Consider the following 14,822-nt stretch of genomic DNA (forward strand, 5'->3'; position numbering starts at 1 on the left):
CCACCCCTGCGCATCCGCCTCCACCACCCCTCGGAGTCCCCGATGAACAGAGCACGGCTCGGCACGCGCGGTGCGATCGCCGTCGTGACAATCCTGGGTAGCGCCATCGCGGCACTTCCCGCCCTCGCCTCGATCAGCCCCGGCGACGCGAACAGTGCCTTCGCCGGAGCACCGACCGTCTCCCCCGCCGTCTGCTCGGTGACCGCGAGCGCCGACGACGGCAACGTCGCGGCGAACACCCTCGACGGCAACCTCGCCACCCGCTGGTCCGCCGAGGGCGACGGCGTGTGGATCCGGTACGACCTGTGCTCACCGGTCGCGCTCGGCGCGGTGGCCGTGGCCTGGCACAAGGGTGACCAGCGGCAGACCACCTTCGCCGTGGAAACCTCCACCGACGGCTCGTCCTGGGCGACGGCGGTGCCCCGGCGTGCCAGCTCAGGCACCACCGCCCAGCCAGAGACCTACGACTACCCCGACCGCACGGCGCGCTACCTGCGCATCGTGGGCTTCGGCAACACCGCCAACGCCTGGACCTCGATCACGGAGGTCGACGTCCAGGGCCCCGGCGGCGACCCGACCACCCCGCCGCCGCCCGGCGGCACCGTCGTCAACGTCAGCACCTCGGCACAGTTGAGCACGGCACTGGCCAACGCGGTGGCCGGTCAGACCATCGTGCTGGCCGACGGCAGCTACTCGATCGGCAAACTCAACGCCAGGAACGGCACCGCCACCTCCCCCATCACGATCGCCGCCGCCAACCGTGGTCGCGCCGTGATCAGCGGTGGACAACTGGAGGTGCTCACCTCCTCGTACGTCACGTTCGACGGACTGAGGTGGACCAACAGCAACACGCTGAAACTGACCAGCTCGCATCACGTCCGGTTGACCCGTAACCACTTCCGGCTCACCGAGTCCACGTCGCTCAAGTGGGTTCTCGTGCAGGGTGCCAACAGTCACCACAACCGGATCGACCACAACCTGTTCGAGGAGAAGCACCAGCTCGGCAACTTCGTCACCATCGACGGGTCGTCCACCCAGCAGTCCCAGTACGACCTCATCGACCACAACCACTTCCGCACCATCGGGCCACGGGCGACCAACGAGATGGAGGCCATCCGGGTCGGCTGGAGCGCGATCTCCCAGTCGAGCGGTTTCACCACGGTCGAACAGAACCTGTTCGAGAACTGCGATGGCGACCCCGAGATCGTTTCGGTGAAGAGCAACGACAACACCGTCCGGTACAACACCTTCCGCACCTCCCAGGGAGCGATGTCGCTGCGCCACGGCAACCGCAGCCAGGTGTACGGCAACTTCTTCCTCGGCGGCGGCAGATCCGGCACCGGCGGCGTCCGGGTCTACGGCCAGGACCACAAGATCTACGACAACTACTTCGAAGGGCTGACCGGCACCGGGTACGACGCCGCACTCCAGCTCGACGGCGGTGACGTGGACACCTCCGGCGCGCTGTCCTCGCACTGGCGGGTGTACCGGGCGACAGCGGTCAACAACACCTTCGTCAACAACGTGTCGAGCATCGAGATCGGAGCGAACTACAACCTCGCCCCCGTGGACAGCGTGATCGCCAACAACATCGTCGTCGGCTCGCAGGGCAAACTCGTCAACGAGGTGAAGGCCCCGAAGAACATGACGTACGCGGGGAACATCGCCTGGCCCACGGGGAGCGCCACGGCCGGCGTCACCGGCGGCGTGACGGTCGTCAACCCGCTGCTGACGGCACAGGGCGAGGTCCGGCGGATCGGCTCGGGCAGCCCGGCCGTCAACGCCTCGGCCGGCAGCTACGCCTTCGTCACCGACGACATGGACGGGCAGACGCGCACCGGCACCGCCGACGTCGGCGCCGACGAGTTGTCGGGCGCACCGGTCGTGCGCGGACCACTCCTTCCTGCGGGCGTCGGAGTGGACGCGCCCTGACCCTCGTTCGACCATCCGTGCACGACGACAGGAAAGCAGGGACAGGTGATCGGGTTGAGAAGAGTGGTGGTGGCCGCCGTCGGCGCGACGGTGGCGGTGGGTTCGCTGGTGGCATCGGGGGCACCCGCCTCCGCGGCGGCGACGCTGCCCATCGTGGGGGTGACAGCCAGTTCCGACGACGGGAACGTGCCGGGCAACGCGGTGGACGGCAATCTGGCGACGCGATGGTCCGGCGAGGGAGACGGGGTGTGGCTGCGCGCCGACCTCGGTACGGTGCAGACGGTCGGGTCGGCGTCCATCGCCTGGCACCGGGGGAACGTACGCCGCATGACCTTCGACGTGCAGCTGTCCCAGGATGGGTCGACCTGGTCCACGGCGTTGTCCCGCGCGACGAGCAGCGGCAGCACGGCGGGGCCGGAGAGCTACGACTTCACCGACGGGCGCGCTCGCTACCTCCGGGTCGTCGGGCACGGCAACACGGACAACGCGTGGGCGAGCATCTCCGAAATCGGGGTCCTGGGTGCCGACGGCGGTGGTGGCGGTTCACCCACGCAGACTCTCGGCGTCGGCGGTGTGGCGACTCCGGCCGGCGCGGTTCTGGTGGCGAACCAGAGCTCGAAATACACGATCAACTCTGGCGGCACCGCGACCGCGCCCAAGGTCTACGACTGCCAGGGCAACACCATCCGCGGCGGCGTCCTGATCGACGCCGACAACGTGGTCGTGCAGAACTGCCGGGTCGACGCCCAGCAGCAGTACGGCATCTATTCCGACAACAACACCAACGTCACCATCCAGAACAACGACATCAAGGGCGTCAAGGGCCCCGGTGACCTGAACGCCATCACGTTCTTCGGCAATGGTCACCGGATCCTCTACAACACCGCCATCAACTTCGTGACGGGAAATCCGGGCGACAGCCACACCGACTTCATCCAGACGTGGGTGTCGAGTTCGCATCCCACCGCCAGCGACGACGTGCAGATCCGCGCCAACAAGGCCGTCGGCCCGGCGAACCCCGGTCGCGACAACAGCATTCCGAGCATCCACCAGTGGTTGATGGTCGAGGACTACGGCCGCGGCGGGAACTCCGGCGGCGGCACCGACGGTATGCGCAACTGGATCGTCGCGGACAACGAGATCGGCGACAGCTGGAACCAGGCCATCAAACTGGACGGGCCGGACAACGTCTCGATCACCCGCAACAGGTTCGTGGGCTCCTCGACCAAGGTCATGGAGGTCACCTCGGCCTCGACCGGCGTGAAGTTCTACAGCGACAACCAGGTCGGCGCAGGCTATGGATCGGTCGGCATGACGGTCACCCCGGGCGCGGGACCCGCCTGACAAATCGCGGCCGGGTTGCGGAGACTGTCGACCAGCTCCGCAACCCTGGCCGTGCGCACCGTGGAAGGTGTACACCGAACGCAGGCGGGACCACCGCGCGCCGCTCGCGCCTGTTCCGCGTCGCTCCTCGAATCCCTGTGGTGGTGGCCACGAAACCGTTGCTTCGCCGTCACTTCGGCGTGGGGCGACGTAGCGTTGAGGGCTGCCCAGGGCGGGTCCGCATGCCGCACGCCTGGCCGACGCTGACCCGCGAGGTGAAGATGGTGGACGCCCGGTGACCGTGACGAACGATCGGCAGCTGGTCGCGTCTCCGCCGACGGCCTCCGCACCGGTGGCCCCTGCGGTGTTCCGTTCCTCCGCGGCCCCGGCCCGCCGCACGCTTGTCGACGTTCTCGACGACACCGTGCGCGCACACCCCGAGGCCCGTGCTCTCGACAACGGTGCCACGGCGCTGACGTACCGCGCTCTGTCCGACGAGGTCGAGGCCGTACGCCGGTCGCTCGTCAGGCACGGGGTCGGTGTCGGCGACCGGGTGGGCATCCGGATCTCGTCCGGTACGGCCGAGTTGTACCTGGCGATCCTCGGTGTGCTCGCCGCGGGCGCGGCGTACGTGCCGGTCGACGCGGACGATCCCGAGGAACGCGCCGAACTGGTCTTCGCCGAGGCGGACGTCGCCGCGGTGCTCGGCAACGGGCTCGCGGTGTCGCTCCGTCGTACCCCCTCGGGCCGGAGCGGCCGGCCCGGCCCGGACGACGACGCCTGGATCATCTTCACCTCCGGCTCGACGGGCACCCCGAAGGGTGTCGCGGTCAGCCACGGCGCGGCGGCGGCTTTCGTGGACGCCGAGGCGCGGTTGTTCCTCGCCGACGAGGCCAGTGCGGCGATCGGCCCGCAGGACCGGGTGCTGGCCGGGCTCTCGGTGGCGTTCGACGCGTCCTGCGAGGAGATGTGGCTGGCCTGGCGGCACGGCGCCTGTCTGGTTCCGGCCGCCCGGTCGCTCGTCCGCAGCGGCGTCGACCTCGGTCCGTGGCTGGCCGAGCAGCGCATCTCGGTGGTGTCGACGGTGCCGACGCTCGCCGCGCTGTGGCCGGTCGAAGCGTTGGAGGAGGTCCGTCTGCTCATCTTCGGCGGGGAGGCCTGCCCGCCGGAGCTCGCGCAGCGCCTGGCCGTCGAGGGCCGCGAGGTCTGGAACACCTACGGGCCGACCGAGGCGACAGTTGTCGCCTGCGCCGCGCGGATGACCGGCGAGGGGCCGGTCCGCATCGGGCTGCCGCTGGCCGGCTGGGAGCTCGCCGTGGTCGACACCTCCGGCGCTCCGGTCGCCATGGGCGAGACCGGTGAGCTGGTGATCGGCGGGGTGGGGCTCGCCCGCTACCTGGACGCGGGCAAGGACGCCGAGAAGTTCGCGGCGCTGCCCGCGCTCGGCTGGCAGCGGGCGTACCGCAGTGGGGACATCGTCCGAGCGGAGCCCGAGGGACTTCTGTTCGTGGGCCGCGGCGACGAACAGGTCAAGCTCGGCGGACGCCGGATCGAGCTGGGTGAGATCGACGCCGCGCTGCAGGCGCTACCGGGCATCGCCGGCGCGGCCGCCGCGGTGCAGCGAACCGCCGCGGGCAGCCAACTGCTGGTGGGGTACGTGGTTGCGCAGGACGATGTCGCGTTCGACGCCGCGACGGCGGCGCTGCGCATCCGTGCGCAGCTGCCGGCCGCCCTCGTGCCGCTGCTGGCCGTGGTGGACGCGCTGCCGACCCGGACGTCCGGCAAGGTCGATCGGGCCGCGCTGCCCTGGCCTCTCGACACCGCGGAGGGCGCGGCGGGTGAGCTGACCGCGACCGAGGATTGGCTCGCTGGCGGCTGGGCGGAGATCCTGGGCGTACGCCCCACCGAGGCGGACGCGGATTTCTTCAGCCACGGCGGCGGCAGCCTGAACGCCGCGCAACTGGTGGCATGGATCCGGCGCCGGCACCCGCGCGTCTCGGTGGCGGACATCTATCTCCACCCGAGGCTGTCGCGGCTCGCTGCGATGCTCGACGGGCTCGACACCACGGCGGCGACACGCCGGGAGGTCCGCCCGACGCCGTGGCACGCCGGGCTGGTCCAGGCCGGGCTGATGGTACCGATGCTCGCGCTGGTGGGGCTGCGCTGGCTGACCGTCCTGGCCGCCCTCGGCAACGTCCTCGCGCTGCTCGTCCCGACTCCCTGGGCACCGGACGTGTCCTGGTGGTGGGTGGCGCTGGGCTGGGCGCTGCTGTTCAGCCCGCTCGGCCGGATCGCTCTGGCCGCCGCAGGAGCGCGGTTGCTGCTCCGCGGGGTGAGCCCCGGCAGCTACCCGCGCGGTGGCAGTGTGCACCTGCGGCTGTGGGCCGCCGAACGGATCGCCGAGCTGACCGGCGCCACCAGCGTCGCCGGGGCATCCTGGATGATCACTTACGCCAGGGCGCTCGGTGCGGAGATCGGCCCCGACGTCGACCTGCACTCCGCCCCGCCGGTGACCGGCCTGTTGAAGCTCGGTCGTGGCGCGGCGATCGAGCCGGAGGTCGATCTCGCCGGCCACTGGGTCGACGGCGATGTCGTCCACATCGGCAGGGTCCGCGTCGGCGCGGGCGCCCGGGTCGGGTCCCGCAGCACCCTGATGCCCGGCGCCCGGGTCGGCAAGGGCGCGCGCATCGCCGCCGGCTCGACCGTGGCCGGCGCCGTAGGGGCGAACCAGCGCTGGGCCGGCTCACCGGCCGCACCCGCCGGCAGGGATCCCGCCGAGTGGCCGGGTGAGCGTCCTCCGCGGTCGCGGATGGGGGCTCGTGGCTGGCCGCTCGCGTACGCGCTGACCGCCCAGTTGTTGGGGCTGGTTCCCGTCGTTGCCGCCCTGCCGGCGCTCGCCCTGCTCGGCTGGACGCTCGCCGACCGACCGGCGGTCGACGCTGTGCTGGCCGCTGTCGCGGTGGCAACCGTCGCCTATCTCGTGAGCTACGCGCTGCTGGTGCTCGGGGCCGTCCGGGCGCTCAGCATCGGTCTACGTGCCGGGTACCACCCGGTGCAGGGGCGGACAGCGTGGCAGGTGTGGACGACCGAGCGGCTGATGGGCATGGCCCGCGTCGGGCTGTTCCCGCTCTACGCGAGCCTCTTCACACCGGTGTGGCTGCGGCTGCTGGGCGCCAAGGTGGGACGCGGGGTGGAGGCCTCCACGGTTCTCGCGCTGCCGGCCATGACCACGGTCGCCGACGGGGCCTTCCTGGCCGACGACACCATGATCGCCACCTACGAGCTGAGCCACGGGTGGCTGCGTGTCGCCCCGGCCCGTATCGGTAAGCAGGCGTTCCTCGGCAACTCCGGGATGGCGGCACCCGGGCGTTCGGTGCCCAAGCGTGGGCTTGTCGGCGTCCTGTCGTCGGCCCCGTTCAAGGCGAAGAAGGGCTCGTCGTGGCTCGGCGCGCCGCCGATGCCTCTGCGCCGGACCGTGGAGGCGGCCGACACCAGCCGTACCTTCGACCCGCCGACCCGGCTGAAGCTGGCCCGGGCCGCCATCGAGCTGTGCCGCCTCGTCCCGGTGATGTGTGCCGGCGCCGTGGCGATCGGCGTCCTGGCCGTGCTCGCGTTCGTCTGGCGGAGCGCCGGGTGGTGGGCGGCCGCACTCGCCGCCGGGCCGGTGCTGCTGGGTGCGGCGGTCGCCGCCGCCGCCATCGCGACGGCTGCGAAATGGCTGCTGGTCGGGCGGTTCCGGGTCGCCGAGCGCGCGCTGTGGACCTCCTTCGTGTGGCGCAACGAGCTCGCCGACACGTTCGTCGAGGTCCTCGCCGCGCCGTGGCTGGTCCGCTTCGCGACCGGCACGCCACTGCTCACGGCGTGGCTGCGCACGCTCGGTGCGAAGATCGGCCGTGGCGTCTGGCTGGAGACCTACTGGCTGCCCGAGTACGACCTGGTGCGGCTCGGCGACGGCGCCACGGTGAATCGCGGTTGTGTGGTGCAGACCCACCTGTTCCATGATCGTGTGATGAGCATGGACGAGGTGACCCTGGGCGCGGGAGCAGCCCTGGGCCCGCACGGCATCGTTCTGCCCGGTGCGAGCATCGGCGCGCGGACCACCGTCGGGCCCGGCTCGCTGGTGACACGTGGCGACGCCGTGCCCTGCGACAGCCGGTGGCTGGGCAACCCGATCACGACCTGGCCGGCACCGGCCGCGCGACCGGCATGAATCCGAAGGTGTCGGCGACGCGCGGTGCCACGACCGGCGCCGACCGCTCCAGCGACTCGTACCTGCCCGAGCACGGCAACGGCGGCTACCGGGTGCTGCACTACGACCTCGACCTCGACTACCGGGTCGTGTCGAACCGGCTCACCGGCCGGGCCGACATCACCGCGGTGGCCGTACAGCCACTGTCCCGGTTCACTCTCGACCTCGGTCGGCTCCGCGTCCAGGACGTCCGGGTGGACGGGCGCCCCGCGAAGTACCTCCACCGGCCGGACAAGCTGCAGGTCAAACCCGAGCGGCCGATCGGCGCCGGGGACACCTTTCGGGTGGACATCCGGTACGCGGGGAAACCCGTCCCGCTGTCCGGCCGTTGGGGCGACCTCGGGTGGGAGGAGCTCACCGACGGGGCGCTCGTGGCCAGCCAGCCGAACGGGTCACCGTCGTGGTTCCCATGCGACGACCAGCCCGGCGCCAAGGCCACCTTCCGGGTGGCCGTGACGGCCTCCACCCCGTACACCGTCCTGGTGACCGGGGATCCCGTCCTCCGGCGGCGGGGCGCGGGCAGCACCACCTGGGTGTACGAGCGGCACGAGCCCACCTCGCCGTATCTGATGAGCGTCCAGATCGGACGCTACGAGATGGTGGACCTGGCTGTCGGCGCGGTGGTGCAGCGCGCCGCGATCCCGCCCGCACTGCGTAGGGCTGTCGCCCACGACTTCGGCCGGCACGGCGAGATCATGTCGGCGCTGCAGCGGCAGTTCGGGCCGTACCCGTTCCGGGAGTATGTCGTGGTGGTCGCCGACGACGACCTCGATGATCCGGTCGAAGCGCAGGGCATGGCAGTCTTCGGGCGTAACCACGTCGACGGGCGGCGCACCCACGAGCGGCTCGTCGTGCACGAACTGGCCCACCAGTGGTTCGGCAACAGCCTCACCGTCGCGGACTGGCGACACATCTGGCTCAACGAGGGCTTCGCCACGTACGCCGAGTGGCTGTGGTCCGGCGTCTGCGGCGAGCTGTCGACGGACGCCCTGGCCGCGCGGTGGCACGCCTGGGTCGCGGCTCGCCCGCGGGACGTCATCGTCGCCGATCCCGGCGTCGACCGGATGTTCGACCCGCTGGTCTACAAGCGTGGCGCGCTCACGGTGCACGCCGTGCGCAAGGCGGTCGGCGACGAGCCGTTCTTCGCGCTGCTGCGGGCCTGGGTCGCCGAGCACCGGCACGCGACGGTGACGACTGCGCAGTTCCGGTCACACGCGCAGCGCTTCGCCCGCGAACCCCTGGACGGTCTGTTCACCGCCTGGCTCGACAGCCCGGCGCTGCCACCGTTACCTCGCTGACCACGGGATGCGGGTGTCCGAACGCCGGACGTCGTTGGTCGCCGGCGGGTGGCATTCGCCGCCCGGCTCGTCACGCCGGTACGCTGCACCGACGGCCCCGGTCAGTCCTCGCACAGCCTGGCCACCGGCACCGAGCGGCGCACCACCGATCGTGCCGCATCCGCAGACGAGAGGCAGGCCACGACATGGCGGCGATACCCGGCCAGCAGTCGACCGCCGCGGCTGCGACGGTCGCCGGGCGGGGAGCCTCGGGGGATGATCTGCGGGCGTTGTTCGGGCAGTCCACCGCCGTCTTCGCGTCGCTCTCGGGCCCGGCGCACCTGGTGGAGACGGCGAACCCCGCGTTCTTCGCCACCATCGGCGAAGAACGGGCTCGCACCGGTGTCCCGCTCGCGGACCTGATGCCCGAACTGGCCGGTCAGGGCTTCATCGCTCTGCTGGACCAGGTCCACCGCACGGGTGAGCCCTACACCGGCCGTGACGTTCGCGTCGTGCTGGGCACCGACCCGCACGCGCGGGAGGCGTTCTTCGACTTCAGCTACGAGCCGCGCCGCGACGCCGACGGCAGCGTGACCGGGATCCGTGTGATCGGCGTGGAGACCACCCAGGTCAAACATGCTCAGCGGCTGATGACCGAACACCGTGTCCTGCTGGAGCAGATCGCCCGCCAGGCGCCCCTGAGCGAGGTGCTCGACGGGATGGCTCGCCGTATCGAGAGTCTCGCACCGCAGGAGGTGCTCGTCTCCGTTCTGCTCGCCGATCCCGACGGCCGGCACCTGCGCCACGGCGCCGCGCCGAGCCTGCCCGACTTCTACAACCAGGCCATCGACGGGATCGCCACCGGTGAAGCCGTCGGCTCCTGCGGCACCGCCGCCCACCGCCGGCAACCGGTCATCGTCACCGACATCGCCACCGACCCGTTCTGGGACGACTTCCGTGACCTGGCCGACCAGGCGGGGCTGGCCGCCTGCTGGTCCACCCCGATCCTGGCCCGCGACGGTGGCCTGCTGGGCACCTTCGCGATGTACCACCGCACCCCGCGCGTCCCGCAGGACAGCGACCTCGCCCTCACCCGGGTCTTCGCCGGCACCGCTGCCCTCGCCATCGAACGCCACCACATCGAACAGGCGAAGGCGGCCGCCGAAGCGCGCGCCAGGTCAGCCCATGACGAGCTGGCCAAGGTGGTACGCGTGGAGCGGGAACTGCGCGCCGAGGCCGAGCAGCGTGCGGCCGCCGCTGCGGAACTCGCCGCCCGGATGCGCGCCGCCGCGGCCGCTCAGGCCGCCATGCCGCACCCCGAGCGCTGCGAGCTCGGGGGTGGCCGCGGGTGCGCCGCGGCGGCTGAGATCAAGGTCGCCGATTCGTGGGGCGATTCGGCGTGGGGCTGCCCCGCCCACGTCGAGGAAGCCATCCTCAACGTGCGGTCGGTGTTCATCGCCAGCGAAGAACTCGGCGGCCTGACCGCATACCGCAACCGCTGACTGGTCAGTCCGCCGTCAGGCCGAACTCGTTACCGTCAGGATCGGCCAGCACGACGGTGCCGTCGTCGGCGATCTCCAACTGGGTGGCCCCGAGGGAGACCAGTCGATCGACCTCCGCCTGCTGGCCACCACCGAGCGAAGCAAGATCGAGGCGCTGCCGGTTCCGCGTCTTCTTCGGAGCCAGCGGCGGGCCTCCCCACGCGACCTTGGTGCCGCCGTGCGGTGACTGGACAGCGGTCTCCTGATCCTGATCCCACACCAGTGGCCAACCCAGCGCCTCGCTCCAGAAGAGACCGACCTCGCGCGTCCCGTCGCAGCTGAGCTCGCCGAGGAAGCCGCACCCGGCGAGGAAGGCGTTGCCCGGCTCGATCACGCAGAATTCGTTGCCCTCGGGGTCGGCCAGGACGATGTGCCCCTCCTCGGGGCGCTGTCCCACGTCGAGGTGGCTGGCGCCAAGCCGCAGAGCCGTCGCCACCGTGTGTTGTTGATCGGCATCGCTGGCGCTGGTCAGGTGGACATGTATGCGGTTGCGCCCCACCTTTTCCGTACTGCTTCGGACGAACCGGAGGCTGGGCTGAGTTTCCGTGCCGGGCAGCGACGTCGCACCGGCGTCCTCCACGACCTCCCGGTCGAGCATGCCGGCCCAGAACTGCGCCAGGCGATTCGGGTCGTGTGCGTCGAGGGTCACCGTCAGCGGTCGCGAGAGCATCACCGCACGGTAGACACGGCCCGGCAGGACGACAAGGTGATTAAAGCCCTGCGGAGGCGTGACCTGCACCGGGTAGAAACGGTATTGCCTGTGTCGGTGGCGCTTGCCCACGGCTCCGGAGAGACGGCACGCCCCGAACGGCCTTGGTGACGCCGTGACGGCGCTGGTGGCCTACGTGACCCCGGTCGCCCGGGCCCGGTGCGCGGCCACGTTCACGCGGTTGCCGCAGACGTCGTAGGAGTGCCAGCGCTGGGTACGGCTACGGGTCTCGTCGTAGAAGGCCGAGCGGCAGCTGTCGTTGGCGCACAGCTTGACCCGTGACCAACGACCCTCGGCGACCAGCTCGGCGACCGCCTGCGCGATTGCGGCGACCACCGGGTCGCCGGTCATCTGGTGAGGCCGGACATCGCGCGGCCCGGAGAAGTCGTACCGGAATGTGCTCGTCGACAGCCGGTCGGTGAGGTTGGCCCACCGCTCGGTGCTCGCCGGCTCGCCGGCGAGCGCCACCAGCTCGTCGCGGATCGCGCGGACCTGCCGCAAGAGCTGCGCCGAGGGGGGCCCGTCGTCCTGCCCGAACGGGCGAAGCACCTCCCGAGCGGTCGTGGCGTCGTCCAACCGTTCGGAGCTGAAGGAGAGGGGCCGCGAGTTGAGGAGGTTCACGATCGCGGTCGTTGCTTCAGGTGTCACGATCACATCCTCTTCTCAGGGCTACTTCTGGTAGAACCTTACATCACCCTGGTAGCCTCCCGCCTGTAAGGGTCTACGCCAAATAGCACCCCCGACACATCCGTGCGGCGTGTGGGGGAATGCCATTCGTGGGCGAGTGGCGGAGCCCCGGCCGGCGCGTGGCCGTATCTGTGGGGTTGTGGTCCGCACGGCCATGGCCGGTTCGGCGGGCGCTGGACAGGCTGGGAGGTGCCGCGGCGCCAGCCGACGGTGTCGAGCGGAATCAGGAAGTTGGTGGATGGCATGACGTGGCAGGAGCGCCGCGAGGTGGCAGGCGTGACGATCCCGGACACCGGGATCGCCCGGGAGGCGACCGAACTGGTCCGTGACAGCGCAAGCGAACTGATCTTCCATCACTCGCGCCGGGTGTACGTCTTCGGGGCGCTGCAGGGCCGCAACCGGGACCTCAGTTTCGACCCCGAGCTGCTGTACGTCGGGGCGATGTTCCACGACCTCGGGCTCGACGAGCGTTTCCGCGGCAGCGGTCGACGCTTCGAGGTGGACAGCGCCGACGAGGCGCGCCGCTTCCTGCAGGCACACGGCGTGCCGGAGGACAGCGTGCGGCGGGTCTGGACGGCGATCGCCCTGCACACCACGCCGAACATCCCGCAGTTCATGGAGCCGGAGGTCGCGCTCGTGACCGCGGGCGTGGAGTACGACGTCCTGGGCCTCGGTTTCGACGACCTCGACGAGGAGCAGCGGGCGGCGGTCACCGCGCTGCATCCGCGGCCGAACTTCAAGCAGCGCATTCTCGAGGCCTTCGCGGATGGCATCCGTCCCCGACCGGAGACCACGTTCGGCAACGTCAAGGCCGACGTGTTGCAGCACGTCGATCCCGGGTTCCGGCGCGGCGACTTCGTCCGTACCATCCTCGACTCGCCATGGCCGGAGTGACCGGACCCACTGGAACTGATCGTCACGCCGACACCAGCGGGACCCTCACCGTCGCTCCGAAGACGCGCCGCCCCGACCGGACGGTACCGCCGATGGCCGGTACCACCGCGATCGGGGCGGCTGTTCATCCGCCGACCAGCGACCTCGCCGACCGTCTGCTGCGGGCCTGACGGCCCGGTCTCACGTCAGGTGGCGGGCGAAGAACCGGTTTCCGTCGTCCCCCTCGAAATGCGGGACGCCGGTGTGCCCGCCCATGTTGGCGTGCAGTGTCTTCTCCTTGGAGCCGAAGGCGTCGAACAGGTCCAGTGCCAACTGCCGGTCGTTTCCTTCGTCGTCCCACTGCAGCAGGACCTGCAGCGGAATGGTGACCTGCCTGGCCTCCTCGAGCATGGCGCGGGGCACGTAACTCCCGGCGAACAGAAGCGCGGCCGAGATGCGCGGCTCGACCACCGCCAGTCGCACGCCGATGGCGATCACCCCTCCCGCGTACCCGACCGGGCCGCCGATCTCGGGCAGTGCGAGGAGGTCGTCCAGGGCGGCCCGCCATTCCGGAACCGCCCTGTCGACCAGCGGGCGGACGAGCCGCTCGACGATCTCGTCGTCGACCGGCTCGCCGGCGCCCAGCACGCGGCGCAGGTCGGCGCGGGCCTGCTCGGCGGCAGCGGAACGGGGTCGGTCACCGCTCCCGGGAAGCTCGATGGTGGCCGTGGCGAAGCCCTCCGCCGCCGAGAGCCGGGCCCGGGCTACCAGTCGGGGGTACATCCTGTGCAGCCCGCCGGGGTGGCCGAGCAGGATCAGCGGCGCCGGCGCGGATGCGGAGCCGGGCGTCCACAGGATGCCGGGGATCTCGCCGAGGGTGAACTCGCGTTCGAGGACGCCGTCGTCGAGGCGCTGTTCGGAACTGAATCGCATGGTCGTGCCTTTCGGGAGCGCTCGTCGTTAACGGCGCTCCCGGACGATCTGTCGCCCGCCCGTGACCCCGGAGAGGAGCACCCATGTCGATATCGCGTTCACGGGTACCACCTCCTCGTTTCCTCGCACGGCCTGCGGAAAAGTAGCAGTGGCCGCCGTGGTTCGCCAACGGGTTTTGCGGAGGCTCCGAGCGAAACGGCTCGCCGTCCACCCCCTGGTGGACGGCGAGCCGTCGTGCAGCTGGACGTGCTACCGGCCGAGCTGCTCGGCGACGAACAGGACCTTGCCGCCGCGCTCCTGCCGTGCCGCGTGGCCGATGGCCTCACGGTGCTTCCGCAGCGGATAGGTGGCCTCGACCGCGGTCCGCAGGACGCCGCGCTCGACGAGTTCCGCGAGCTCGGTGTAGATCCGCACCAGCTCGGCACGCGGGGTGTCGCGCAGCCAGTTGAGGACGAAGAACGCCCGCAGCGAGACGCCCCGGTAGATCAGGTCACCGAGTGGGAGAGCGGGTGACTGACCGGTGACCGAGGCGAAGGTGACGACGCTGCCGCCGGCCTCCACCGATCGCACGAGCTCGGCGACCTGCTCCGGGCTGCCCGTACCCTCCAGCAGCAGGCGGAGCTGGGTGCCGTCAAGGGCCTCGGCCACCCGGTTGCCGAGGTTGTCCCCGTCGAGGACGACGAGGTCGGCGCCGAGCTCCCTCACCTGCTGGGCGGCGTCCTCGCGACGCACCACGGCGAGCGTCTTGACGCCGGCCTGCTTGGCGAGCGCGATGACCTGCTGCCCGACGGCGGAGTTGGCGAGGTTCAGCCCGATCCAGTCTCCCGGCCGCAGGGTGACGTAGTCGTTGATCAGGGCGTACGCCGTCGCCGGGTTGACCGGAAGCATGGCCAGCTGCAGCGGGTCGGCGTTCTCGGTCACCGGAATGACGTTCTGGGCGGGGACGACGACCTGGTCCGCCCACGTGCCGTGGACGAAGGTCGGCAGGATGACGACCCGACGCCCGACGAGAGCCTGGTCGGCGCCCGGGCCGGCCTGGACCACCCGCCCGACGCCCTCGGCCCCGATCGGGCTGGGGACCTGCGGGTAGACCGAGAACCAGCCGAGCGCGAAGAGCATGTCCGCGGGGTTGATCGGGGCGGCCTCGACGGCGACGAGGACCTCCCCGTCGCCGACGCTCAGCTGGGAGTTCTCGTCGAGCTGGACGGTCTCGGTCGGGTCGCCGCCGACGGCGGTGAGGAACAGATGGCTCATGGGTCAAAGCTCCAGAGGGCTGGCCACTCGTAAGTGGCTAACTT

Annotated in this window: 10 protein-coding genes; 6 read left to right on the plus strand and 4 right to left on the minus strand. The window is 71.0% G+C overall.

Going from position 1 to position 14,822, the window contains the following annotated elements:
* Nucleotides 1-42: 42 nt before the first annotated feature.
* The 5 genes from ACLJN9_RS24640 to ACLJN9_RS24660 all read left to right on the plus strand — a co-directional run bounded on the left by ACLJN9_RS24640 (nt 43) and on the right by ACLJN9_RS24660 (nt 10,283).
* A complete protein-coding gene (locus ACLJN9_RS24640) occupies nt 43-1,932 on the plus strand; it encodes a chondroitinase-B domain-containing protein (protein ID WP_410813906.1) in 1,890 nt (629 codons plus the stop codon).
* A 45-nt stretch (nt 1,933-1,977) separates the two neighbouring features.
* The gene (locus ACLJN9_RS24645) at nt 1,978-3,276 is read left to right on the plus strand and encodes a discoidin domain-containing protein (RefSeq protein WP_410813907.1); all 1,299 of its coding nucleotides are present in this window, start codon (nt 1,978-1,980) and stop codon (nt 3,274-3,276) included.
* A 274-nt stretch (nt 3,277-3,550) separates the two neighbouring features.
* The gene (locus tag ACLJN9_RS24650; RefSeq protein ID WP_410813908.1) at nt 3,551-7,465 is read left to right on the plus strand and encodes a Pls/PosA family non-ribosomal peptide synthetase; all 3,915 of its coding nucleotides are present in this window, start codon (nt 3,551-3,553) and stop codon (nt 7,463-7,465) included.
* Nucleotides 7,462-8,802 (plus strand): M1 family metallopeptidase, encoded by a 1,341-nt coding sequence (locus tag ACLJN9_RS24655; protein ID WP_410814007.1) that lies wholly within the window; start codon nt 7,462-7,464, stop codon nt 8,800-8,802. The genes ACLJN9_RS24650 and ACLJN9_RS24655 overlap by 4 nt, the downstream gene beginning before the upstream one ends.
* A gap of 185 nt (nt 8,803-8,987) precedes the next feature.
* The gene (locus ACLJN9_RS24660; protein ID WP_410813909.1) at nt 8,988-10,283 is read left to right on the plus strand and encodes a GAF domain-containing protein; all 1,296 of its coding nucleotides are present in this window, start codon (nt 8,988-8,990) and stop codon (nt 10,281-10,283) included.
* A gap of 4 nt (nt 10,284-10,287) precedes the next feature.
* Here ACLJN9_RS24660 and ACLJN9_RS24665 read toward each other — a convergent pair whose 3' ends face one another.
* The gene (locus tag ACLJN9_RS24665) at nt 10,288-11,103 is read right to left on the minus strand and encodes a VOC family protein (RefSeq protein ID WP_410813910.1); all 816 of its coding nucleotides are present in this window, start codon (nt 11,101-11,103) and stop codon (nt 10,288-10,290) included.
* Between the two features lie 60 nt (nt 11,104-11,163).
* Nucleotides 11,164-11,679, minus strand: a complete 516-nt coding sequence (locus ACLJN9_RS24670; RefSeq protein WP_410813911.1) for a CGNR zinc finger domain-containing protein — start codon at nt 11,677-11,679, stop codon at nt 11,164-11,166.
* 282 nt (nt 11,680-11,961) lie between these two features.
* Here ACLJN9_RS24670 and ACLJN9_RS24675 point away from each other — a divergent pair, with 282 nt between their 5' ends.
* On the plus strand, nt 11,962-12,612 hold the full coding sequence (locus tag ACLJN9_RS24675; RefSeq protein WP_410813912.1) for an HD domain-containing protein: 651 nt from the start codon (nt 11,962-11,964) through the stop codon (nt 12,610-12,612).
* 180 nt (nt 12,613-12,792) lie between these two features.
* Here the strand turns inward: ACLJN9_RS24675 and ACLJN9_RS24680 are convergent, their stop codons facing one another.
* Together ACLJN9_RS24680 and ACLJN9_RS24685 are read right to left on the minus strand one after the other, a co-directional pair.
* Entirely contained in the window at nt 12,793-13,524 is a 732-nt protein-coding gene (locus ACLJN9_RS24680; protein WP_410813914.1) for an alpha/beta hydrolase, read from the minus strand.
* 249 nt (nt 13,525-13,773) lie between these two features.
* A complete protein-coding gene (locus tag ACLJN9_RS24685) occupies nt 13,774-14,778 on the minus strand; it encodes a zinc-dependent alcohol dehydrogenase family protein (RefSeq protein ID WP_410813915.1) in 1,005 nt (334 codons plus the stop codon).
* Nucleotides 14,779-14,822: the final 44 nt, after the last annotated feature.

The organism is Micromonospora sp. 067-2 (assembly GCF_046549295.1).
In the GTDB taxonomy this organism is placed as follows: domain Bacteria; phylum Actinomycetota; class Actinomycetes; order Mycobacteriales; family Micromonosporaceae; genus Micromonospora.